The 22,821-nt window shown below is 55.9% G+C and carries 20 protein-coding genes and 1 pseudogene; 19 read left to right on the top strand and 2 right to left on the bottom strand.

Annotated elements, in window-relative coordinates; all coding sequences use genetic code 11:
• Positions 1-65 precede the first annotated feature (65 nt).
• From H8F22_RS09560 to H8F22_RS09485, 16 genes and pseudogenes are all read left to right on the top strand, one after another.
• Entirely contained in the window at positions 66-947 is an 882-nt protein-coding gene (locus tag H8F22_RS09560; RefSeq protein WP_027923244.1) for a PI-PLC domain-containing protein, read from the top strand.
• Positions 948-1,026: 79 nt separating this feature from the next.
• Positions 1,027-1,932: an AraC family transcriptional regulator gene (locus H8F22_RS09555; protein ID WP_027923245.1), complete on the top strand. Its 906-nt coding sequence runs from the start codon at positions 1,027-1,029 to the stop codon at positions 1,930-1,932.
• 211 nt (positions 1,933-2,143) lie between these two features.
• Positions 2,144-3,454, top strand: coding sequence for an ABC transporter substrate-binding protein (locus tag H8F22_RS09550; protein ID WP_027923246.1), 1,311 nt, complete (start codon positions 2,144-2,146; stop codon positions 3,452-3,454).
• Between the two features lie 206 nt (positions 3,455-3,660).
• Entirely contained in the window at positions 3,661-4,560 is a 900-nt protein-coding gene (locus tag H8F22_RS09545; RefSeq protein WP_228758773.1) for a carbohydrate ABC transporter permease, read from the top strand.
• 10 nt (positions 4,561-4,570) lie between these two features.
• The gene (locus tag H8F22_RS09540) at positions 4,571-5,401 is read left to right on the top strand and encodes a carbohydrate ABC transporter permease (protein ID WP_027923248.1); all 831 of its coding nucleotides are present in this window, start codon (positions 4,571-4,573) and stop codon (positions 5,399-5,401) included.
• A gap of 33 nt (positions 5,402-5,434) precedes the next feature.
• On the top strand, positions 5,435-6,538 hold the full coding sequence (locus tag H8F22_RS09535) for an ABC transporter ATP-binding protein (protein ID WP_059182997.1): 1,104 nt from the start codon (positions 5,435-5,437) through the stop codon (positions 6,536-6,538).
• A gap of 15 nt (positions 6,539-6,553) precedes the next feature.
• Positions 6,554-8,026, top strand: coding sequence for a mannitol dehydrogenase family protein (locus tag H8F22_RS09530; protein WP_194940015.1), 1,473 nt, complete (start codon positions 6,554-6,556; stop codon positions 8,024-8,026).
• Between the two features lie 60 nt (positions 8,027-8,086).
• A complete protein-coding gene (xylB, locus tag H8F22_RS09525; protein WP_194940014.1) occupies positions 8,087-9,583 on the top strand; it encodes a xylulokinase in 1,497 nt (498 codons plus the stop codon).
• Positions 9,584-9,596: 13 nt separating this feature from the next.
• Positions 9,597-10,535: a carbohydrate kinase family protein gene (locus tag H8F22_RS09520; RefSeq protein ID WP_027923252.1), complete on the top strand. Its 939-nt coding sequence runs from the start codon at positions 9,597-9,599 to the stop codon at positions 10,533-10,535.
• 228 nt (positions 10,536-10,763) lie between these two features.
• Positions 10,764-11,948 carry a hypothetical protein gene (locus H8F22_RS09515; RefSeq protein ID WP_027923253.1) on the top strand — a complete coding sequence of 395 codons (1,185 nt, stop codon included), beginning with the start codon at positions 10,764-10,766 and terminating at the stop codon, positions 11,946-11,948.
• A gap of 412 nt (positions 11,949-12,360) precedes the next feature.
• Positions 12,361-15,855, top strand: coding sequence for a type VI secretion system tip protein TssI/VgrG (gene tssI, locus H8F22_RS09510; protein ID WP_194940013.1), 3,495 nt, complete (start codon positions 12,361-12,363; stop codon positions 15,853-15,855).
• Positions 15,848-16,501, top strand: a complete 654-nt coding sequence (locus tag H8F22_RS09505) for a DUF2931 family protein (RefSeq protein WP_027923552.1) — start codon at positions 15,848-15,850, stop codon at positions 16,499-16,501. The genes tssI and H8F22_RS09505 overlap by 8 nt, the downstream gene beginning before the upstream one ends.
• Before the next feature lie 18 nt (positions 16,502-16,519).
• Positions 16,520-17,170, top strand: coding sequence for a DUF2931 family protein (locus H8F22_RS09500; protein ID WP_027923551.1), 651 nt, complete (start codon positions 16,520-16,522; stop codon positions 17,168-17,170).
• A 21-nt stretch (positions 17,171-17,191) separates the two neighbouring features.
• Positions 17,192-17,845: a DUF2931 family protein gene (locus tag H8F22_RS09495; protein ID WP_027923550.1), complete on the top strand. Its 654-nt coding sequence runs from the start codon at positions 17,192-17,194 to the stop codon at positions 17,843-17,845.
• Positions 17,846-17,863: 18 nt separating this feature from the next.
• A pseudogene (locus H8F22_RS09490) lies at positions 17,864-18,362 on the top strand (DUF2931 family protein); the annotation flags it as partial.
• Between the two features lie 437 nt (positions 18,363-18,799).
• Complete coding sequence (locus H8F22_RS09485) at positions 18,800-19,771, top strand: tetratricopeptide repeat protein (RefSeq protein WP_027923549.1); 972 nt, start codon at positions 18,800-18,802, stop codon at positions 19,769-19,771.
• 447 nt (positions 19,772-20,218) lie between these two features.
• On the opposite strand, the gene H8F22_RS09480 is transcribed toward H8F22_RS09485, so the two are convergent.
• Positions 20,219-20,515 (bottom strand): hypothetical protein, encoded by a 297-nt coding sequence (locus H8F22_RS09480; RefSeq protein WP_027923548.1) that lies wholly within the window; start codon positions 20,513-20,515, stop codon positions 20,219-20,221.
• Positions 20,516-21,020: 505 nt separating this feature from the next.
• Between H8F22_RS09480 and H8F22_RS09475 the strand changes: the two genes are divergently transcribed.
• Together H8F22_RS09475 and H8F22_RS09470 are read left to right on the top strand one after the other, a co-directional pair.
• Positions 21,021-21,284, top strand: coding sequence for a DUF2790 domain-containing protein (locus H8F22_RS09475; RefSeq protein ID WP_027923547.1), 264 nt, complete (start codon positions 21,021-21,023; stop codon positions 21,282-21,284).
• 90 nt (positions 21,285-21,374) lie between these two features.
• Positions 21,375-21,770: a hypothetical protein gene (locus H8F22_RS09470; protein WP_027923546.1), complete on the top strand. Its 396-nt coding sequence runs from the start codon at positions 21,375-21,377 to the stop codon at positions 21,768-21,770.
• Here the strand turns inward: H8F22_RS09470 and H8F22_RS09465 are convergent.
• The gene (locus H8F22_RS09465) at positions 21,767-22,030 is read right to left on the bottom strand and encodes a DUF1652 domain-containing protein (RefSeq protein ID WP_194940012.1); all 264 of its coding nucleotides are present in this window, start codon (positions 22,028-22,030) and stop codon (positions 21,767-21,769) included. The genes H8F22_RS09470 and H8F22_RS09465 overlap by 4 nt on opposite strands.
• A gap of 284 nt (positions 22,031-22,314) precedes the next feature.
• Between H8F22_RS09465 and eco the strand changes: the two genes are divergently transcribed.
• Positions 22,315-22,797: a serine protease inhibitor ecotin gene (gene eco, locus H8F22_RS09460; protein WP_027923544.1), complete on the top strand. Its 483-nt coding sequence runs from the start codon at positions 22,315-22,317 to the stop codon at positions 22,795-22,797.
• The last annotated feature ends 24 nt before the right edge of the window (positions 22,798-22,821 follow it).

The following is a 22,821-nucleotide window of genomic DNA, read 5'->3' as shown; positions in this document are numbered from 1 at the left end:
GGCACTTCTACGCTGGGTCATGAGTCTCCCCCACGGATGGGGCAAATCACCGACAAGGAAACGTCATGACCTATAACACTGCAACCGCACTCGACACACAAAAATGGATGAGCAACGTACTGGACATCGGCCATTTGAAGTTGACCGATATTGTCTGGCCCGGCACGCACAACGCCGGGATGGACAAAAAGGCCCCCAACTACGAGGTCGTGGTCGGCAATTGGACGACGTGCCAGAACGATTCATTTGCCTGGCAACTGGCCAACGGCGCACGGGCATTCGATATCCGGCTCGGCTGTACCGCCGGCCCGGAAGTGCCGGTCTATTATTTTCATCACAACGGCTTTCAGTCCCACCGCATTCTTGATGAGCTGATCGAAGCGGTAGCGACATTCCTGACTCAAAACCCGGACGAATTCATCGTCCTCGATTTCCATCAGTTGGAAGATGGGCCAAAGATTTTCGACTACCGGCAATTCAATGACTTGCTGATGCGCCGCCTGGGTTCGCGCTTGATTCCCTATTCGGATGCATTCAGCACCGTGGAACAACTCAAACGTGCCAGTTCGCGGCGCCGCATCGTCTTGGCGGCGCGCGCGAAACCCGGACTGGACAATGAATATTTCTGGCCGCAGATTCCTCATAAGTGGAACGGCAACGCATTCACCGATGCCATCGATCTAAAATCACACATCGAGACCACCCTCGCGGGAGCCCCTTACGAGACCTTCCTCTGGTCGTTGCCAGCAACCTGCTATTCGCTGCTGGGTGGCCCGCAACACTTAAAAAATCAAATCAACGATTGGTTCCACAGCTCTCGCGATTGGGTCACGCGGTGCAGCATTATCAGCACCGACTTCTTTGATGAAGCGGACATCGTCCGCTATTGCTGGAGTGCCACCAGCATGAAGGCGGTATACGGGCACCGATTGCATGAGCCGGCATAAGTGATCGTCATTGCAGGCTGGCATCGCAGGTGCCAAAAGGGGCATGATCCGGTAGCGATAACAAGAAAAGCGTCCTGACATGACCCGAACAGCCCGCGTGACAGACCCCTCCTATGAACTGATGGATGACCATAACGGGTTGTCCATCATTTACCGCCAGCACGGGTTCCCCTGCCCTTTGGTGCGCTGGCATTTTCATAAGGAATACGAACTGCACCTGATCGTCGCCAGCTCCGGCAAAGTGTTCATCGGCGACTACATCGGCAACTTCTATCCGGAGACATTGTTCCTTACAGGCCCCAACCTGCCGCACAACTGGATCAGCCAGGTCGAGGAAGACGAAGTGGTGCCCAAGCGCGACATGCTGGTCAACTTCACTGACGAGTTGTTCGAAAGCGGCCATCAGGTGTTCGCCGAACTCAAGACCTTGGCGCCACTGCTGGAGCGCGCGCAGTACGGCATCGAGTTCCGATGCAAGCGCACCATCCGCCAGGCCATGACACTGATGCAACGGATCGCCGACACCCAAGGCGTGACCCGCCTCGGACACTTTTTCATTCTGCTGGAGCTGCTGGCGGCCTCCGACGATTTTCAATTGCTGTCAGGGGCAACGACGCCGCAATTGGCTGATGAGCATAATATCGATCGCACCAACCGAGCCGTGGATTACATCTTCGCCCACTACGCCCGGGAGCTGTCGCTCGAAGAAGTCGCCGAGCATTTGGGCATGAAGCCGACTTACTTCAGTCGCGTCTTCAAGCAAGCCACCGGGCGCTGCTTCATCGAATTCGTCAATCGTCTGCGCATCAGCAAGTCCTGTGAGTTGCTGGCCGATGGCGACAAACCGGTGACCGACGTGTGCTTCGAGTCGGGTTTCAACAATATTTCCAACTTCAACCGGCGCTTTCAGCAACTCAAGGGCATGACACCATCGCACTACCGGCGGCTGGCAGTGCAGCGCCTTACTGAGCAAAATCAGCACTGACACCTTGTCCGGCAGCTGCTACAGAGTGCAGCGCGTTAAATCCTGCCTTTCTCTAACCCGAGTGCAAAATAGTATCGATCCAAGTGCGATGGATGATTTGTCTCATCTTCAATTGAGGGCTGTAATCAGCGCACATTCTTCCTGCCGCAGGAAGACACAAAAACAATAACTGTCCTTCTGTAACCCTTGGGTCGCAGAAAAGGAGTGCACGATGCAACCTTCTGTAAAAGCTCTGCTTGCCCTCACCTGCATGACCCTCAGCAGCATCAGCCTCGGCGCTCAAACGCTGACCATCGCCACCGTCAACAACAGCGACATGATCCGCATGCAAAAGCTCTCGAAAACCTTCGAGGCCGAGCACCCGGACATCAAGCTCAACTGGGTGGTACTGGAAGAAAACGTCCTGCGCCAACGCCTGACCACTGACATCGCCACTCAGGGCGGACAGTTCGATGTATTGACCATAGGCATGTACGAAGCCGCACTGTGGGGTGCCAAGGGTTGGCTGGAGCCGATGAAGGACTTACCGGCGTCTTATGCCCTGGACGACGTCTTCCCGTCGGTGCGTGAGGGCCTTTCAGTCAAAGGCTCCCTGTACGCCCTGCCGTTCTACGCCGAAAGCTCGATCACCTATTACCGCACCGACCTGTTCAAGGAGGCCGGGCTGACCATGCCCGAGCGCCCGACCTGGACCCAGATCGGCGAATTCGCCAGCAAACTCACGCACAAGGATAAAGAACAGTACGGCATCTGCCTGCGCGGCAAGGCCGGCTGGGGCGAGAACATGGCGCTGATCACCACCGTCGCCAACGCCTATGGCGCACGTTGGTTCGATGAGAAATGGCAGCCGGAATTCACCGGTCCAGAGTGGAAAAACGCCCTGAACTTCTACGTCGAGACCATGAAGCAGTCTGGTCCGCCGGGCGCTTCCAGCAACGGATTCAACGAAAACCTCGCACTGTTCAACAGCGGCAAATGCGCAATCTGGGTCGATGCCAGCGTTGCCGGCTCGTTCGTCACTGACAAAACCCAAAGTAAGGTGGCCGACCACGTTGGCTTCACCTACGCCCCGCACGAAACCACCGACAAGGGTTCGGCGTGGCTCTATTCCTGGGCGCTGGCGATTCCGACCAGCTCCAAGGCCAAGGACGCCGCCAAAACGTTCAGTGCCTGGGCCACCTCCAAGGAATACGGCGCGCTGGTCGCGGAGAAAGACGGCATCGCCAACGTGCCGCCCGGCACTCGCGCCTCCACCTACAGCGAGGCCTACATGAATGCCGCGCCGTTCGCCAAGGTCACGCTGGAGTCGCTCAAGGCAGCGGACCCGAGCAAGCCGACGCTCAAGCCCGTGCCGTATATCGGTATTCAGTTGGTGACCATTCCTGAGTTCCAGGGCATTGGCACCCAGGTGGGCAAGTCGTTCTCGGCGGCGCTGATTGGGCAAACCACGGTCGATCAAGCCTTGGCTGCGGCCCAGCAAACCACCGAACGCGAGATGAAGCGCGCCGGTTATCCCAAGTAACTCTCGCAACCGATCCAGAGTGGGCTTTTGTGGCGAGGGAGCTTGCTCCCGCTCGGCTGCGCAGCAGTCGCAAAGCTATTGGGGCCGCTTCGCGACCCAGCGGGAGCAAGCTCCCTCGCCACACAAGCCCGCTCCCACATGTCGATCTTCGTATGTCTGTTCCTAATTGGTTTAATGCCATGAATATTTCAACTGCCAACGCTCAGATGGACATTCCCCAACCGGTGCGTAAAAGCCGGTTGGCCAATCCCGGCTGGTTTCTGGTCAGTCCTTCGGTCGCCCTGTTGCTGCTGTGGATGATCGTGCCGCTGGGCATGACCGTCTACTTCTCGACGATTCGCTACAACCTGCTCAATCCGGGTGAAAACGAGTTCGTCGGGCTGGAGAACTTCACTTACTTCCTGACGGATTCCGGCTTCCTGCCCGGCGCCACCAACACCTTGTTGCTGGTGGGCAGCGTGTTGCTGATCAGCGTGGTGTTCGGTGTGCTGATCAGTGCACTGCTTGAAGCCAGTGAGTTCATGGGCCGCGGCATCGTGCGGGTCATGCTGATTTCGCCGTTCTTCATCATGCCCACCGTCGGTGCGCTGATCTGGAAGAACCTGATTTTCCATCCGGTGTCGGGGATTCTCGCCTACGTCTGGAAACTGTTCGGCGCGCAACCGGTGGACTGGCTGGCGCACTACCCGCTGCTGTCGATCATCATCATTGTGTCCTGGCAATGGCTGCCCTTCGCGATCCTGATCCTGATGACCGCCATGCAGTCCCTCGACCAGGAACAGAAGGAAGCCGCACGCCTCGACGGCGCCGGGCCTGTCGCCATCTTCTGGCACCTGACCTTGCCGCACCTGGCGCGGCCAATTGCGGTGGTGGTGATGATCGAAACCATCTTCCTGCTCTCGGTGTTCGCCGAAATCTTCACCACCACCAACGGCGGCCCCGGCTACGCCTCGACCAACCTCGCCTACCTGATCTACAACCAGGCGCTGGTGCAGTTCGACGTCGGCATGGCATCCGCCGGCGGCTTGATCGCGGTGGTGATTGCCAACATCGCGGCCATCGTGCTGGTGCGCATGATCGGCAAAAACCTGACAGACAAAGCCTGAGGCCTGCGCCATGACCCTTCAACAATCCCGCCGCCTGCAAAGCCTGCTGCTCGGCACGCTGGCCTGGGCCATTGCCATCGTGATTTTCTTCCCGATCTTCTGGATGGTGCTGACCAGTTTCAAAACCGAAATCGACGCGTTCGCCACGCCACCGCAGTTCATCTTCACGCCGACGCTGGAGAACTACCTGCACATCAATGAACGCAGCGACTACTTCAGCTTCGCCTGGAACTCGGTGGTGATTTCCTTCAGTGCCACGGCGTTATGCCTGCTGATCGCCGTGCCGGCGGCCTACTCGATGGCGTTCTACGAAACCCAGCGCACCAAGGGCACGCTGCTGTGGATGCTCTCGACCAAAATGCTGCCACCGGTGGGCGTGCTGATGCCGATTTACCTGCTGGCCAAGACCTTCGGCTTGCTCGACACGCGCATCGCGCTGATCGTGATCTACACGCTGATCAACCTGCCGATTGTGGTCTGGATGATTTACACCTACTTCAAAGACATCCCCAAAGACATCCTCGAAGCCGCGCGCCTCGACGGCGCCACGCTGTGGCAGGAAATGGTCCGGGTGCTGCTGCCGATCGCCAAGGGCGGCCTGGCTTCAACCGTTTTGCTGTCGCTGATCCTGTGCTGGAACGAGGCGTTCTGGTCCTTGAACCTGACCTCATCCAAAGCCGCGCCGCTGACCGCGTTGATTGCCTCTTACTCAAGCCCTGAAGGCTTGTTCTGGGCCAAGTTGTCGGCGGTGTCGACCCTGGCTTGCGCGCCGATCCTGATCTTCGGCTGGATCAGCCAGAAACAATTGGTCCGCGGCCTGTCGTTCGGTGCCGTGAAATAGCCCTCAAAGAATAAGCACAAAAGGAGCGCCACCATGGCCAACCTGAAAATCAAGAATCTGCAAAAAGGCTTCGAAGGCTTTTCCATCATCAAAGGCATCGACCTGGAAGTGAACGACAAGGAATTCGTGGTGTTCGTCGGCCCGTCGGGTTGCGGCAAATCGACCCTGCTGCGCCTGATCGCCGGCCTGGAAGAAGTCAGCGGCGGCACCATCGAGCTCGACGGCCGCGACATCACCGAAGTCAGCCCGGCCAAGCGCGACCTGGCGATGGTGTTCCAGACCTACGCCCTGTACCCGCACATGACCGTGAAAAAGAACATGTCGTTTGCCCTCGATCTGGCCGGCGTGCCGAAAGCGGAAGTCGAGAAGAAAGTCGGCGAAGCTGCGCGCATCCTCGAACTCGGTCCAATGCTGGAACGCAAACCGAAACAGCTGTCTGGCGGCCAGCGTCAGCGCGTGGCCATCGGCCGGGCGATTGTGCGCAACCCGAAAATCTTCCTGTTTGACGAACCGCTGTCCAACCTCGACGCCGCCCTGCGGGTGCAGATGCGCCTGGAACTGCTGCGACTGCACAAAGAACTGCAAGCGACGATGATCTACGTGACCCACGATCAGGTCGAAGCCATGACCATGGCCGACAAGGTGGTGGTGCTCAACGGCGGCAAAATCGAACAGGTCGGCTCGCCGCTGGACCTGTATCACCAACCGGCCAACCTGTTTGTCGCGGGCTTTCTGGGCACGCCGAAAATGGGTTTCCTCAAGGGCAACGTCACCCGCATCGACAGCCAAAGCTGTGAAGTGCTGCTCGACGCCGGTGCTCGCATCACCCTGCCGTTGACCGGCGCCAACTTGAGCGTCGGTGGCGCAGTGACCCTGGGCATTCGTCCGGAACACCTGGAACTGGCACAACCCGGCGACTGCACGCTGCAAGTCACCGCCGACGTCAGCGAGCGTTTGGGCAGCGACACGTTCTGCCACGTCGTGACCTCCTCCGGCGAGGCCCTGACCATGCGTGTTCGCGGCGACCTCGCCAGCCGTTACGGCGAGTCGCTGAGCCTGCACCTGGACGCCGAACACTGCCATTTATTCGATGCCGACGGCGTGGCGTTGACCCGTCCGTTACGCGCTGCGGCCTGATATCGAGACTATGTGATGAAACTCAATAAACAGAATCTCCACCATCTCAAACCCGAGGTGGTCCTGCCCGCCTACGCCCTGAGCGATACGCGCCAAGGCATCGCGCACATTGGCGTCGGTGGTTTTCACCGCGCCCATCAGGCGTATTACACCGACGCGCTGATGAACACTGGCGAAGGCCTGGACTGGGCGATTTGCGGGGTCGGCCTGCGCGCCGAAGACCGGCACGCCCGGGACGATCTCAAAGAGCAGGATTACCTGTTCACCCTGTTCGAACTCGGCGATACCGATGACACCGAAGTCCGGGTGATCGGTGCGATTCGCGACATGCTGCTGGCCGAAGACGGCGCGACCGCACTGATCGAAAAACTCGCCGGCCCCGAGATCCGCATCGTCTCGCTGACTATCACCGAGGGCGGTTACTGCATCGATGACAGCAACGGCGAGTTCATGGCGCACTTGCCGCAAATCCAGCACGACCTGACGCACCCGGATGCGCCGAAAACCGTGTTCGGTTTCCTCTGCGCCGCCCTGGCCAAACGGCGCGCTGCCGGCACCCCGGCGTTCACGCTGATGTCCTGCGATAACCTGCCGCACAACGGCGCGGTGACCCGCAAAGCGCTACTGGCCTTCGCCGCGTTGCGCGATGCCGATCTGTGCGAGTGGATCGACCGCAACGTGAGTTTCCCCAACGCCATGGTTGACCGCATCACGCCGATGACCAGCACCGAACATCGCCTGCAACTGGCTGACAAACACGCGGTTGACGATGCCTGGCCCGTGGTCTGCGAACCGTTTGTGCAATGGGTGCTGGAAGACAAATTCGTCAACGGTCGCCCGGCCTGGGAAAAGGTCGGCGTGCAGTTCACGGACGACGTCACGCCTTATGAAGAGATGAAGATCAAACTGCTCAATGGCAGTCATCTGGCGCTGACGTATCTCGGGTTCTTGAAGGGATATCGCTTCGTTCACGAAACCATGAACGACCCGCTGTTTGTGCGCTACATGCGGGCTTACATGGACCTGGACGTCACGCCACAACTGTCGCCGGTGCCGGGGATTGACCTGACAGACTACAAAAACACCTTGGTTGAACGCTTCTCCAATCAGGCGATTGCCGATCAACTGGAGCGAGTGTGTTCGGACGGCTCGTCGAAATTTCCCAAATTCACGGTGCCGACGATCAACCGCTTGATTGCCGACGGTCGAGAGACCAAGCGTGCGGCGCTGGTGGTGGCGGCGTGGGCGCTGTATTTGAAGGGGGTGGATGAAAACGGTGATACCTATTCGATTCCGGACCCACGGGCGGCTTTTTTTCAGGGGCTGGTGGCGGATGATGTGTTGATTACCCAGCGGTTGCTGGCGGTCGAGGAGATTTTTGGCACCGCGATTCCGCATTCGGCCGAGTTTGTGGCGGCGTTTGAGTGGTGCTGTAACAGCTTGCGGGAGGTGGGGGTGACGCGGACGTTGGAGCGGGTGCTGGCTTAAGTACTGCGGTGAATGGACTACCGTCATCGCGAGATCGACCTGACACTCCAAGGACCTGACATGGCAAACCAACACCTTTTCCTGGGCATCGACTGCGGCACCCAAGGCACCAAAGCCATTGTCCTCGACGCAGTCAGCGGCCAAGTGCTGGGCCAGGGCGCCGCCGCCCACACCCTGATCAGCGGCGCCAACGGCCGCCGTGAGCAGGACACACATCAGTGGCTGGAAGCTTTCACCCTCGCCACCCGAAACGCCCTGCTCGCCGCCAACGTCGACGGTCAACACCTCCTCGGCATCGGCGTCTCAGGCCAGCAACACGGACTGGTCCTGCTCGACGATCAGGGCCAGGTCCTGCGCCCCGCCAAACTCTGGTGCGACACCGAAACCACAGCCGAAAACGACCGCCTGCTGGAGCACCTCGGCGGTGAAAAGGGTTCACTCGAGCGCCTCGGCGTCGTCATCGCACCCGGCTACACCGTGTCAAAACTGCTCTGGACCAAAGAACAGCATCCCGAGATTTTTTCCCGAATCACCCGCATCCTGCTGCCCCACGACTACCTGAATTACTGGCTCACCGGCCGTAGCTGCAGCGAGTATGGCGACGCCTCCGGCACCGGGTATTTCAACGTGCGCAGCCGCCAGTGGGACTTGCAGCTGCTGCGCGACATCGACCCCAGCGGGCGTCTGCAAGCCGCCCTGCCGGAGTTGATCGACGCCCATCAAGCCGTCGGCACGGTCCTGCCGAGCATCGCCGAACGCTTGGGCATCAACCCGCATGCGCTGGTTTCAAGCGGCGGCGGCGACAACATGATGGGCGCGATCGGCACCGGCAACATCAAGCCCGGCGCGATCACCATGAGCCTCGGTTCGTCAGGCACCGTTTACGCCTATGCCGATCAACCGAAAGTCAGCACGGACGCCTCGGTGGCGACCTTTTGTTCCTCCAGCGGTGGCTGGCTGCCGCTGATCTGCACGATGAACCTGACCAACGCGACGGGTGTTATTCGCGAGTTGTTCGACCTGGATATCCAGCAGTTCAACGATTTAGTCGCGCAAGCCCCCATCGGTGCCGAAGGCGTGAGCATGCTGCCGTTCCTCAACGGCGAACGCGTCCCCGCCCTGCCCCATGCTACCGGCAGCCTGCTGGGGCTGACGATGACCAACCTGACGCCGGCCAACCTGTGCCGCGCGGTGGTGGAAGGCACGACCTTCGGTTTGCGTTATGGGCTGGACCTGCTGCGCCAGAATGGCTTACAAAGCCGCAGCATCTGCCTGATCGGCGGCGGCTCGAAGAGCCCGGTGTGGCGACAGATCGTCGCCGACATCATGGATACGCCCGTAATCTGCACCGAACAAAGCGAAGCCGCCGCCCTCGGCGCGGCGATTCAAGCAGCGTGGTGCAGGTCCTGGGCGAACGGGCAGGAAGACAGTCTGGCGGACCTGTGCGAGCGCTGCGTCAAACTCGACCTGGCCAGCGAAACCTTGCCGATTGCAAAGCATGTGGCGGCCTGTCAGCAGGCCTACGAACGCTATCAACAGCATGTCGCAACCCTTTAAAGAGTGAACAATTATGTATCTGGTGTGTGGCGAAGCGCTGTTCGATTTCTTCAGTGAAGACGACGCCAGCGGCCTGGCTTCAAAAGTGAATTTCAAGGCGATTGCCGGTGGCTCGCCGTTCAATGTCGCCGTCGGTTTGCGCCGTTTGGGTGTGGACTCGGCGCTGTTTGCCGGACTGTCCACCGACTACCTCGGCCGGCGCTTGCAGCAAGTGCTATTGAACGAAGGCGTGCGCCCGGACTTCCTCGTGGACTTCGCCGCACCCACGACATTGGCGATGGTTGCGGTGGGCGCCAACGGCTCGCCGCATTACAGCTTTCGCGGTGAAGGCTGCGCGGACCGTCAGTTGAAACCGGAACACCTGCCGGAACTGGGGACTGAAGTGCGCGGCTTGCACATCGGTTCGTTCTCGTTGGTGGTGCAACCGATAGCCGACACGTTGCTGGCGCTGGTTCAGCGTGAAAGCGGTAAACGCCTGATCAGCCTCGACCCGAACGTACGGCTCAATCCTGAACCGAACATTGACCTGTGGCGTTCGCGGATCGCGACGCTGGTCGAATACGCGGACCTGATCAAAGTCAGCGATGAGGATTTGAGCCTGTTGTATCCCGAGCAGGACCCACAGCGCGTGATTGAAGGCTGGCTGCAGCATCGCTGTCAGTTGGTGTTCCTGACCCGGGGTGGCGAAGGCGCGACGGTGTTTAGCCGGGCTCATGGTTCGTGGTCGGTGCCGGCCAGTTCGGTGAAGATTGCCGACACGGTGGGGGCTGGCGATACGTTCCAGGCGGCGTTGATTACGTGGTTGACCGAGCAACAGCTGGATTCGGTGGAAGGTGTGCAATCGCTCGGCCGTGAACAGATTGACGGGATGTTGAAGTTCGCGGTGACGGCGGCGGCGTTGACGTGTAGCAAGACCGGGCCGGATTTGCCGTATCGGCAGCAACTCATCTGATAAATCGTCCCTCCGCCATAAACGGAAACTGCCGGGGGCGAGTCCTTCACGACCAGAAAACAACGATCTCAACCGGCCAGTACATACACTCTAACAGTGGCCGTCCACTGTTAGATCTGACAGTAGTCGAGCTTCATTTTTTGATATTAACTCTTCTTGCAGTGTTGCTGTTACGGACCTGAACAACAGTCTGGTTCGAGCCCACACGCTAACAAGATGGAGCAGAAAATGAAACGGAAGATCATTAAAAATCTAACGTCGCTGAACGCGATACTGGCCGCATTTGCTTTGGCGTACGGAACGGACACGATGGCCACTACTAATCTGCAAATTCGCATGGCCAAAGAGTTTTCCTCGTGCGAAGTGATCGACATCAACAACTATAAACGTGCGGTGGGTAACTGCACGGCATCCAACGGAGCGGTGATCGTCTGGAGCTCAGATAACATTACCGGTTCGATCGTCCTCCCAAGCCTTGTGCAAGGGCAGGATTGTAGAGTTCTGGGAATTGGTATCGACGGAACTGTCTCAGGCAACTGTAAAGAAACCAACGGCCTGGAATTCGGGACAATCTGGAAACCGCCCTATACCGTCGCCACTAAACTGGAGCCACTTCGCAGCATTTTTCAGGACCAGAGAAACCCGGACGATGTCAGTACAAAAGCAGTTGCCTACAACAACAGTGGGTTTGTTGTGGGGCAAAGCATCGACAAAAATGGTCGTGCCACTGCAACGATGTGGACCTCAGTAGACGCTAAAACCCCGATGACGGTGTCAACCCCCAGGGATAACTGCCAAGCGGTTGCGATCAACGATCAGATGGCACCTGACGCGCCTCGTGTCGCGCTCAACTGCCGTGATGAGGCGGGGAAAGGCGTTGCGAAAATTGCCTACAGAGATATTTCTGGCTTCATCGCCGTCAATGTAAACGTCCCGGCGAATTACTCGTCTTGCGAGATTCGAGCGGTCAATAATGCAAACCGATATGTAGGGAGTTGTGTTTCATCGAACAACAAGCCCATGGCAACCTACTGGGATGGGGAAAATTCCGAGCCCAAAGTCCTAGACTTGCATAATTTTATGTCAAGCGTTGTTGGTGTGGCCGTTAATAGCAGCGGGAACATTGCCCTCGACTACCACACTTTGGACGGCACTCCAAACCCCGGCTTTTGGCACCCTCAAGACATTGCCATCAACATTGTCACTGCGCCAAAAGGTCAGACTTACGGTCGGGTCAAACGGGTCAGCGATAATAATGTCCTGCTGCTGAAAAAAGAAAACGATGGACGCAAAGTGGTTGGCAATATCGTGGGGTCGGAGCCGCCGGAGTTCACTATGGTGGGAGGGGGTGAACCCAGTCCATTCACTGCCATTTCTCCGAATGGAGCGTTCATGGCTGAAGTCCTGCCCTGAGACGACGTCGCGAAGAGGCCCATGTTGAAACCTTCGCGCAATACAAATACTTAGGGCGCCGACACCGTAGGCTCAGGTGATACGTTCCAGGCGGGCAGTTGGAATTGCGCTGAATGTAAGGCCCTCATCGCGAGCCGGCTCGCGATGGCGGTGTAACACACACCGCCAATCTCAGGGTCACCACCCCGAAAGTCTGAAAATGACTGTCGATTCCCGGTCGCCGCAATTGCGTGACGCTGTCGTGTTCAGGAACAGATGACGAAATATGCCCCGCATTCATTGACCCATACCTTGTGCCTAAGGGTTTTCCTGATAGCACAAGGCATCCGCACGTACGCCATTTGCGCCTTGAACGAGGCCGTTTAATCCTGCACCATCCGCCCCAGCTTATCCAAAGGACGGAATTCAAGGCATGCTGGACGCTAACGCAACCCATATTTCCCTCACGCTGGAAGGTGTTTCCGCCGACCTGCAAGTCCTCAGTTTCGTCGGCCGTGAAGCCCTCAACCAGCCGTTCTGTTTCGACATCGAGCTGGTCAGCGCCCGCCCCGACCTGAAACTCGAAGACATTCTGCACAAACCAGGTTGCCTGACCTTCGGCGCAACCGGCAAAGGCCTCATCCACGGCCTGGTCTATCGAATCGAGCAAGGCGACTCGGGTAAAAAACTGACCCGCTACAGCATCAGCCTGTGCCCGCAATTGGCGTACCTGCGCCACAACCACGACCAGCAAATCTTCCAGCAGTTAAGCGTGCCGAAGATCATCGCGCAGGTCCTGGAAGCGCGCGGCATCCTCGCTGACGCGTACAGTTTTCAGCTCGGTGCGGTTTACCCGGACCGCGACTACTGCGTGCAGTACGACGAATCCGACCTGCATTTCATCCAGCGCCTGTGCGAAGAAGAAGGCATTCACTTCCACTTCCAGCACAGTGCCAGCGGCCACACGCTGGTGTTCGGCGATGACCAGACCGTTTTCCGCAAACTCTCGCCCGTGGCCTACCAGCAAGACTCCGGCATGGCCGCCGAGAAACCGGTGATCAAACGCTTCAACCTGCGCCTGGAAACCCGCACCAGCCGCGTCAGCCGCCGCGACTACGACTTTGAAAAGCCACGCATCCTGCCCGAAGGCGCCGCCAAGAGCGGCGTCGCCCCGGACCTCGAAGACTACGATTACCCCGGCCTCTTTCTCACGCGCGAACGCGGTAAACAACTGGCGACCCGTGCGCTGGAACGCCATCGCAGCGACTACAAACTCGCTGAAGGCAAAGGTGACGAACCGACGTTGGTCAGCGGCCACTTCATGGCCCTCAGCGAACACCCGCGCAGCGAATGGAACGATCTCTGGCTGCTGCTGGAAGTGGTCCACGAAGGCAAACAGCCGCAAGTGCTCGGCGAGAACATCACCAGCGACGTCACCCACAACAAAGACGATTTCCACCAGGGCTACCGCAACCGCTTCCTCGCCACGCCGTGGGACGCGCACTACCGCCCTGCCCTCGAACACCCGAAACCGCAAGTCCTCGGCAGCCAGACCGCCATCGTCACCGGCCCGCCGGGCGAAGAAATCCATTGCGACGAATACGGTCGCGTCAAAGTGCAATTCTTCTGGGACCGCGACGGCCAGGCCAACGACAAAACCAGCTGCTGGCTGCGCGTCGCCACCGGTTGGGCCGGCAGTGCCTACGGCGGCATCGCCATCCCGCGCGTCGGCATGGAAGTGCTCGTCACCTTCCTCGAAGGCGACCCCGACCAGCCATTGGTCACCGGCTGCCTGTACCACAAGGAAAACGTCGTCCCCTACGACCTGCCGGCAAACAAAACCCGCAGCACCTTCAAGACCCTCAGCTCACCGGGCGGCAAGGGCTACAACGAATTTCGCATCGAAGACAAAAAAGGCGCGGAACAGATCTACCTCCACGCCCAGCGCGACTGGGATGAAAACATCGAACACGACCAGAAAATCCGCATCGGCAACGAGCGGCACGACACGGTCGAGGCCAATGTCTTCAGCGAGTTCAAGGTTGAAGAACACCGCATCACTCACCTGGACCGCAAGACTGAAGCGCGGGCCGATGATCACCTGACGGTGGCGGCGACCCAGCATGTGAAGGTCGGCACGGCGCAGTTCGTCGAGGCGGGAGAAGAGATTCACTACAACGCTGGCGACAAGGTGGTAGTTGAAGGCGGGATGGAACTGACGGCCAAGGCTGGCGGGAGTTTCGTCAAGGTGGATGCCGGGGGCGTGACGATTAGTGGGGCTGAGGTGAAGACCAATTCGGGTGGTGCGCCGGGTTCGGGGAGCGGGATTAAGATTCTTCCGCCGATTATTCCGGGTGCAGCAGCGGCGGCCGCAGCAGGGAAACTGCTGAGTGCTCCGCCGGTTGGCAAGTTTAATGCGGTGGCTGATTTGGAGCCTAAGGCAGCACGTCCGGCTGAGGAGGAAGAGCTGGAGGAAGAGGAAGAAGAGGTTGAGCTGGAAGAAATTACGTTGCGGATTGGGATGTTCTTTGATGGTACGGGGAATAACCGTAACAATAGCGAGCGTGTTTATGGTTGCTTCGCTCCGGATGTAAACCTGCAAGATATGGCCGAGGACATCCGTCAGTTCTGCGCTTCTTTAGGCTACGACGGCAAAGGAAGTAGCCCGGACAACAGTTATGGCAATGATGTCAGTAACGTAGCCAGACTGTATGACCTTTATCAGAACCAAGTGGATGAAGCGCTGCCTATTGATGCAGAAAGGGCGAGTTTATCGATTTATGTGGATGGGATCGGCACCAGCAGTATCGAGGAGGACTCGACTTTTTCACAAGGCACAGGCATAGGTGCACAAGGTGTCCGGGCGCGGGTAGAAGAGACTCCCGAGCTATTTATTCAGGCGATCCGACTCTTTAAAAACAACAATCCTGATAAGCGTATTTCGAACATTGAGTTCGACATTTTCGGATTCAGTCGAGGCTCTGCGGCGGCAAGAGACTTTGCTAATGAAATACTAAAAGGTAGCCAAAGTATTCTCGCTAAAGCGCTGCCGGCGGGATCGCCAATGTTATCGGACAGCTTCGCATGGAAGCCAAATACCGACATCTCCATAAATTTCATCGGCGTCTACGACACAGTTGCAGCCATTGCCAACCCGCTGGTAGGAGATTGGAATGGTAATAATGCTTTTAACCCAGGGATCAATATCCATCTAGCACCAGGCGCCGCGAAGAAAGTAGTCCAATTAGTCGCTCGAAATGAGCGACGTTACAATTTTGCGTTAAACAGTCTTGGGGCTGCCGATATTATTTTGCCGGGCGTGCACTCGGACCTCGGTGGCGGCTATCTACCTAAGGCGAGAGAGCGGATACTGCTCAGCAAACCGCGTAGGAGCCCGGTAGACGAAAGGACATCTTTTGTTGAAGCTAACAGTTACAAAGTTGCCCAAGAGGACTTGAGGCGGCTACAGGATCAATTGGCCCAATATAACCTCCCATTGGAGATCCGTACGTGGGAGGTGCCGTTTCGTACTACGGGCAAAGAAAACCGCAAAGATATGAAACACGTTTATGCCGCTGTCAGCAGTCAACGAGAGGTCCGCAGTGAACTGTCCTTGATCTACTTTCGGATCATGCGCGAACTAGCCGTTGAAAATGGAGTGCCTTTTGGACAAATCCCCGAGAGCAACCCAAGACTGGCGCTACCTGCGGAGCTCATACCTATCTCCGAAAAATTGTTGTCGTACGCTCAGGGGAAAAGCAAAACAATAGGGCTGACCTCACAGGAAGAGGAACTGCTCTTCCAACGTTACGTTCATTTATCTGACAACTGGAACGCCGCTAAAAATCGAAACAATAGTGACTTGAATATAGTCTTCATCAATCGACCAGACGTAAATTCTGTACGTACGGTACATCCAAATGAGTAACTTTTTACGCGTCGCTATCGCCGCCTTTCTGCTCAGTGGATGCACGTTAGCCAACAGTGAAACGCTACCTTACAAAGCCTGGCGCCTGGGTTTCTCAGCACCTAACTACATGGACGTCTGGATCGAAACAGCTGATGTTATTGATGTCGAAGGCCAAGTATACAGACGTGCCATGAGTGGCATTGCTGCGATACAGAGTCCTCCCAATAACACGGGCGACCCTAGAGGCTGGCCGGAAAAGCCGGGGCCGGGCAAAGGTAAGAGTGTAACTGGAGCAAACTTACCCAAAAAAATCTACGTCCGATGGCAATCATTGGTTGAACCTCAAACTTATAAAATGGTTATCGAGATATCCGAGTCGACCAGGGAACTTATGCGCAAGGGTGAAAAAGCCTTTTGTGCTGCTGATGGAAAATGGATAACAGGCTACCGCGAGGTATTGGTAATAAATCTGGCACCCGGAGGGATGGCTAAAGTGTGGGTAATGGGATCGTGCCTGCCAGCGATAGAAGTGGCTAAGGTAAAAGCCGAAATTGACCCAAGAGGACCTTATGAAGGTAAGTCTGGCGGCAAGTACGACAAGCTATCCGACCAGTCCAAAGCGTACATCGAAAAGTTTGGTGTGCCCTATGATTCTTGGAAGTGACAGAGCCAAAGCAGCCTGATGAGTAATTTCTTGCGAACTACGATTTGCGCATTTTTGCTCAGTGGTTGCACATACGCCAACAGCGAGCCAATGCCTTACAAATCCTGGTACTTGGGATTCTCGGCGCCCGATTACATGGAGGTTTGGATCGAGTCAGCTGATGTGGTCGATGTAAAGGAACAGGTGTATCCCCGTGCAATGAGTGGCACCGCCGCGATACAAAGACCTCCCAACAATTCAGGTGACCCTAAAGGATGGCCTCAGAAACCTGGCATTGGAAAAGGTAAAAATGTGACTGGGGCGGATTTACCCCAAAAAATCTATGTCCGCTGGCAATCTTTGGTCGAACCCCAGACTTACCAGATGGTGATCAACTTACCCGAGGCGACTCAGGAGATCATGCGCAAGGGCGAAAAGGCTTTTTGTGCTGCCGATGGCAAGTGGATAACAGACTACCGAAACGCATTGGTTATCAATTTGGCGCCCGGTGGCATAGCCAAGGTTTGGGTACGAGGGTCATGCCTTACTCCGATCGAGGTAATTAGGGTAAAGGGCGTGATTGATCCGCGAGGCCCATATGAAGGGAAATCCGGTGGCAAGTACGATTCTCTATCTGATGAATCCAAAGCTTATGTCAAAGAGTTTGGTGTGCCCTATGGTTCTTGGTAGCGACAGAGTCGTGACGTCCTAATGAGAAAATTTTTACAATTCAGCCTCACCACGCTCTTACTCAGTGGCTGCGCATTTGCTAGCAGCAACTCAATGCCTTACAAATCCTGGTACTTGGGATTCTCGGCTCCTGACTACATGGAGGTTTGGATCGAAACCGCCGATGTTGTCGATATTCAGGACCATGTATACCCACGTGCGATGAGTGGTCTTGCCTCCATGTTAAAGCCTCCCAACAATTCTGGCGATCCGCGAGGTTGGCCGAAAAGAGCTAGCATCGGCAGCGGTAAGCATGTGACAGGGGCCGACTTGCCCAAGCAGATTTATGTCCGCTGGCAGTCGCAGGTCGAACCGCAAACCTACTTGATGGTGGTTAAAATCCCTGAGGCTACTCGGGAGATTATGCTTAAGGGTGAAAAGGTTTTCTGCGCTGCCGATGGGAAATGGATCACTGGCTATCGTCAGTCAATCGGTATAAGGCTGGTCCCCGGAGGTATTGCCAAAGTCTGGGTTGGCGGTCCATGCATGACGCCGATCGAGGTGACCACGGTAAAAGCCGTGATTGATCCGCGTGGCCCATACGAAGGTAAGTCTGGAGGTCACTACCGCCCCCTTTCCGGCGTTTCCAAAGCCTACGTTGAAAAATATGGCGTGCCTTATGATTCCTGGAAATGAAAGAGCCAACGCAGTCTGATGAGGAGTTTCTTGCGAAGTACGATTTGTGCATTTTTGCTCAGTGGTTACACTTTCGCCAACAGCGAGGCAATGCCTTACAAATCATGGCGCCTGGGCTTTTCAGCGCCGAATTACATGGAAGTGTGGATTGAATCGGCTGATGTAGTCGATATCAAAGAGCAGGTTTATCCGCGAGCGATGAGTGGCACTGCTGCCATACAGACGCCTCCTAACAACACTGGCGACCCTAGAGGGTGGCCCGAAAAGCCAGGAATCGGCAAAGGTAAGAATGTAACTGGGGCGGACTTGCCAAAAAAGATTTACGTACGCTGGCAGTCTCTTGTCGAACCGCAAACTTACCAAATGGTGATCGACGCCCCCGAGACGACAAGGGCGATAATGCGCAAGGAAGGAAAAAGCTTTTTGCGCATTTGATGGTAAGTGGATTACAGACTACCGCAACGCGTTGGTTATCAATTTGGCGCCAGGCGGGATAGCCAAAATGTGGGTGATGGGATCTCGCTGAGGAATCCAAACCCGTTGAAAAAGCCTATACGAAAGATCAGTGTCACTTACTGCAACAACAAGCCGTTGAGCGAATACTAGGCTGGATCGTGAACCAGGCCAAGACGCAAGGAACCCTTCCACTTGCACAGGCACAATTTGAAGAAGCATGCATGAGCATGAATCGATTTGGCACGAAAGCTTCGAATAATGCGGAGCAAAGCTACTGCGAAAACAGACTCAGAATGGACAATTTTATGTCGGAAGCAGTCCAACGACTTTTTGGTGACCAAAACGATGAGATGCGTGCTCGATACAAAACGCACGTAAGTTCGTTAGGCTCCCGATTAGACGGTACATGTAGTCGCGCCCAATACTATGGAAGGACTTACATACCAGGCGGGAAAGCGACGTATACCGGTGCAATCAAGTAATCTTAAGGTGAAGCAAATGCTGCGTAACTCAATTCTTTCTGCGGCACTCTTATTACTGGTGTTCGCCCCCCATGCATCCGCGGAACTTACGGCTGAGCAGCAAACGGCTAAAGATCGCGGGATCACCCTCTTCAACCAGTACAAAGCTGCTGCAACAGAATTACGCATCGCAGCGGAAGCAGGAGACGCAGAAGCTCAGTTTTATTTAGCTGAGGAGTTGCGTAAAGAAACGCAATTTCTGACCGCCGACGCCCAAAAATGGTATGAAGCTTCGGCCGCCCAGGGCGATTACTACTCTATGTTTAAACTCGCCACATCTGAAGGGGATCTGTGTGCGACAGCTAATAAATGTCCAGCCGGAAGTAAAAGTGCTGGTGCATGGTTAGAGCTGTTAATAAAAACAGCGGAGCCTCGAGCACTGAAAGGTGATGCCGAAGCAATGGCTATTATGTATCACGCAAAGTCGGATTTGACATGGCTAGAAAAATCAGCTGAAGCGGGATATGCGCCCGCACAATGGCTATTGGCAAATCGTTACTCCGAGGGCGAAGGTAGTTTCTTGCCTTGGAATCGTAAGTCAGCCGAAGAGAAATGGCTGAAAGCATCAGCCGAAGGCGGTTTCCCTAAGGCCATGATTGAATACATTTCTATTTTGTATGAGCGCGGTGACATGGAGGGAGTTCGTCACTGGCTTGAGGTTGCTGCCAATACTGGTTACCAAGACGCGGTGAGCAGTTACGGAGCTTACCTTTCTCATACCCCAGATAAAGTCGGATACCCTATTGACCTGGTAAAAGGGTTTGCCTTGGTATCGTTATTGAAAGAGCTAGACGGTGGTGGAAACGTTCAGGTTTATGTCGAAGGAAAGCTTCCTGTTATTGCGAAAAAAATGACACCTGAACAAATACTCGAAGCCAATGATTTTGCAAAAAAATGGAAAGCTACGCACCCACCACTTTCTTTCTACCCAGAAAAACTAGGCCTGTAACGTTGCGTAGTATTTCTCACGCACGCTTTAAGGTACGCAGTCGAAACTGCTGGAAATCCCTATGAAGCTTACTTGGCACACGCGCCATCACTTTACGACGTCCCACTCGATTTTGTTAAAGGGTACGCACTGACATCACTAGTCTCAGAATTTGATGGTGGCGGGAATGTTAAAACATATGTAGACGTGGTTTTGCCTGAAATCGCGGCAAAAATGAATCCTGAACAAATTGCGGAAGCTAAGATATTTGCGGAGAAGTGGAAAAGCACACATCCGCCACTGTCATTTTACCCAGACAAGCTTGGGTACTGAGTTTCACTTCTACTTTGTAGAAGCGAGAGGATATCTCGTGTATCTAACTTCTTTCGGCCACTGGATTCAGAGCGCCTTTTTTTCCTAAACAGGCCAAGCCTCCTAAGAGATCGGCCTGTTCAATGTGAGACAGCGTCAGACCGGCGCCTTCCACCCCATCATCCGCTGCTGCGCAACCGCTAACAGGTCAAACCCGTCCTGGGTCAGCAAGTAGAGCGCGTGAGTAATGTGCGGAATATCTTGAACATCGCTGTGCTTGAAACATAGGCAATGAAGCGTTTCAAGTAGCTGGGTAGAGGCTCGTACGCGCTGTAACCCGGCTTCGAATATGTCTTGGGGGTTGGCTTCGGTGTCGATCAGCAAAGGACTCGAATCGGTAACGCCGCTGTTGAGTGGACGATAGCGATCTGGAAACGGTTTGAACGTTGGCATAGTAATTACTCGATGGTTAATAAGTAACGCCAGCACCGTGACCAAACGATGGGAGGCGGCTGTGTACAGGCTTGGTCAACCGATACCATCAAATCGGTTCGCCCGAGGGCGTCCAGCACACAGCCGCCATTGCAACACACTACGAGGACTTGGATGTCCGCAGCGCGAATGATGGCACACATATGTGTGATGGCATCAGGTGACCAAACCCGATCGCTGATTTTGCAGCGAGCCCAAACAGTAATCGCTCCCCCCAGCAGGCGAAAGTCGATAAGGCGTCTAGCGCTGTAGGACCCAGCCGAGGACTCCGTAACCACTTTCCTAACGAAACATCCGTCAGACACCGCCCCTCGCGACAGGCGGCGTTCAGGCGGGTTAACCATTGCTTAACCCCGCGGTCCAAAACTTCACTGGACCGCACGCCCTCAGACTCCTCTGATGCCCAGTGCGGCAGGTTTGACGTTGATCGTCGAACTGATTTTCCGTCCGCACTGGAGATCGTCACATGAACACTCGCATGCTGCTCCTTGCCTCCGCCCTCGCCTGCACCGCGTTTGCCGGGCTTGCCCAGGCCAATGACACCTCTTCCAAACCTGTGCCTTATCACTATGGGATGCCGCTCAACGTGGATAAAGTTGTGGCGCTGACAGAGCCGACGACCAATGAATGCAAAGTGATTACCGCCGACATGAAGTACATCGATACGTCGGGCAAACCTGAAGAAATCAGCTACAGGAAACTTTCCGACGCGTGCAGTTTGCAAAACTGACGGAAAGGTCTGATTCGAAACCAAGCGGTTTTACTGTGAGGGTTCTGGCGTTATGCTTTAGCGCCTCCCTCACTGCCGCAAGGATTCGCTATGCAGTTTTCGTTTCGTACGTTATCGATATTCACCGCCGCCCTGTGTCTGGTGCTGGCGCTGGTCTGGGGTTTGATGCCGGATTGGCTGCTGGCGATTTGGGGTATTGAATACTCCTCGGCGACAGGCGTTGTTTCGCGACGCATCGCGGTGGTGTTCGCGGCGTTGGGGTTGATTTTTTATTGGGTTCGAAACGAGCCACCCTCGGTCATCCGAAGCGCATTAAGCAGCGGCTTTATGGTCGGCTGTTTCGGTCTGGCGGCACTGGGTTTCGGCGAATGGCTCAACGGCCATACCGGGCCGGGTATTTTGCTGGCGGTCCTGGTGGAGCTGGCGCTAGGCCTGGGTTTTCTTCAGACCCGGCGCCTGTCGGTGGAACTCGAAACGGTGCGTTAAAGCGCCCTTGTCGCCCGGCGTGGAGAAATGACCTCAGGATGTTGCCGGGCGCGCAGCTCGTCGATTAATTCGTTGATTTCCCGACAACCATTGAGCGCCGAGGCATCAATCCCGGTCACGTGCAGATCCAGCCGATCGGTCTGATCGTCCGCGTACACTTTTATCGTCATCAACAAATCCGGGGACAGCGTGCATTCGCAACGCTTGGGCAAAAACCTGTTTTCGATGATGTTGCGAAGTTCCAAGGCAGAAAGAAACATGGCGACCCCTCCTTTGTGAGACAGCCAATCAACAATCGACGCTGGCTCGTGTGCAGTCCCGGCCAGATTAAGAACAACTGAAGCATAAAACATGCCTTGAATTTCGCCGTGCAGTTCATCGGCAAATCAATGATTTAGCCGCAAGACTTAATGAAACCACCGTGCAATTTGCATGAAGGGACGTGAAAGGCGTTGCAAATTACGGTCTGACAGCGCCGGGTTTGCATTGGGGCCTGAGCACAGTAAGAATGGCGCCACGAATTGAATACACGCAAGGAGGCATCATGGGTTCTTTGACCTTTACTACGACTGTCGGACTAATGGTTGCCGGGCTGTCGACCATCGCCAATGCTGCAACGCTCGAAACCGTCGCCCCTTTCCCCAAGCCTGAAAGCGGTTTTACCCGCCAGGTCATTCATCTTGCCCCGCAAACGAAAGAAGACGACTTTCAAGTCGAAATCCTCGCCGGTAAAACCCTGACCGTGGACTGCAATCGCCAGCGTCTGGGTGGGATGCTTGAGGAGAAAAACCTCGAGGGTTGGGGCTACCCGTTCTACCGACTGGATAAAGTCATCGGCCCGATGAGCACGCTGATGGCCTGCCCGGATAGCAAGAGTAAAAAAGACTTCGTACCGGTGGTCGGCGACGGCTTCTTGCTGCGTTACAACAGCAAGCTGCCGATCGTGCTGTACGTGCCAAAAGACATCGAAGTGCGCTACCGGATCTGGTCAGCGTCGAGCAAGGTCGAGAAAGCCGTTCAGGAGTAACCCCTTCCTGCCTCACGCTGGGAC

The sequence above is a fragment of the Pseudomonas mucoides genome (genome assembly GCF_015461845.1).
Classification (GTDB): Bacteria; Pseudomonadota; Gammaproteobacteria; order Pseudomonadales; family Pseudomonadaceae; genus Aquipseudomonas; species Aquipseudomonas mucoides.
The sequence above is the reverse complement of the archived record's forward strand: the minus strand, read 5'-3'. Positions and strand labels throughout refer to the sequence as shown.

Bases quoted from the DNA above. Each gene is read 5' to 3' on its own strand.
- H8F22_RS09530 (WP_194940015.1), top strand. From the start codon at position 6,554: ATGAAACTCAATAAACAGAATCTCCACCATCTCAAACCCGAGGTGGTC.
- H8F22_RS09540 (WP_027923248.1), top strand. From the start codon at position 4,571: ATGACCCTTCAACAATCCCGCCGCCTGCAAAGCCTGCTGCTCGGCACG.
- H8F22_RS09465 (WP_194940012.1), bottom strand. From the start codon at position 22,030: ATGTTTCTTTCTGCCTTGGAACTTCGCAACATCATCGAAAACAGGTTT.
- H8F22_RS09470 (WP_027923546.1), top strand. From the start codon at position 21,375: ATGCAGTTTTCGTTTCGTACGTTATCGATATTCACCGCCGCCCTGTGT.
- H8F22_RS09550 (WP_027923246.1), top strand. From the start codon at position 2,144: ATGCAACCTTCTGTAAAAGCTCTGCTTGCCCTCACCTGCATGACCCTC.
- H8F22_RS09535 (WP_059182997.1), top strand. From the start codon at position 5,435: ATGGCCAACCTGAAAATCAAGAATCTGCAAAAAGGCTTCGAAGGCTTT.
- H8F22_RS09545 (WP_228758773.1), top strand. From the start codon at position 3,661: ATGGACATTCCCCAACCGGTGCGTAAAAGCCGGTTGGCCAATCCCGGC.
- H8F22_RS09475 (WP_027923547.1), top strand. From the start codon at position 21,021: ATGAACACTCGCATGCTGCTCCTTGCCTCCGCCCTCGCCTGCACCGCG.
- H8F22_RS09555 (WP_027923245.1), top strand. From the start codon at position 1,027: ATGACCCGAACAGCCCGCGTGACAGACCCCTCCTATGAACTGATGGAT.
- H8F22_RS09500 (WP_027923551.1), top strand. From the start codon at position 16,520: ATGAGTAATTTCTTGCGAACTACGATTTGCGCATTTTTGCTCAGTGGT.
- H8F22_RS09480 (WP_027923548.1), bottom strand. From the start codon at position 20,515: ATGCCAACGTTCAAACCGTTTCCAGATCGCTATCGTCCACTCAACAGC.
- eco (WP_027923544.1), top strand. From the start codon at position 22,315: ATGGGTTCTTTGACCTTTACTACGACTGTCGGACTAATGGTTGCCGGG.
- H8F22_RS09485 (WP_027923549.1), top strand. From the start codon at position 18,800: ATGCTGCGTAACTCAATTCTTTCTGCGGCACTCTTATTACTGGTGTTC.
- H8F22_RS09560 (WP_027923244.1), top strand. From the start codon at position 66: ATGACCTATAACACTGCAACCGCACTCGACACACAAAAATGGATGAGC.
- tssI (WP_194940013.1), top strand. From the start codon at position 12,361: ATGCTGGACGCTAACGCAACCCATATTTCCCTCACGCTGGAAGGTGTT.
- H8F22_RS09520 (WP_027923252.1), top strand. From the start codon at position 9,597: ATGTATCTGGTGTGTGGCGAAGCGCTGTTCGATTTCTTCAGTGAAGAC.
- H8F22_RS09515 (WP_027923253.1), top strand. From the start codon at position 10,764: ATGAAACGGAAGATCATTAAAAATCTAACGTCGCTGAACGCGATACTG.
- H8F22_RS09505 (WP_027923552.1), top strand. From the start codon at position 15,848: ATGAGTAACTTTTTACGCGTCGCTATCGCCGCCTTTCTGCTCAGTGGA.
- H8F22_RS09495 (WP_027923550.1), top strand. From the start codon at position 17,192: ATGAGAAAATTTTTACAATTCAGCCTCACCACGCTCTTACTCAGTGGC.
- xylB (WP_194940014.1), top strand. From the start codon at position 8,087: ATGGCAAACCAACACCTTTTCCTGGGCATCGACTGCGGCACCCAAGGC.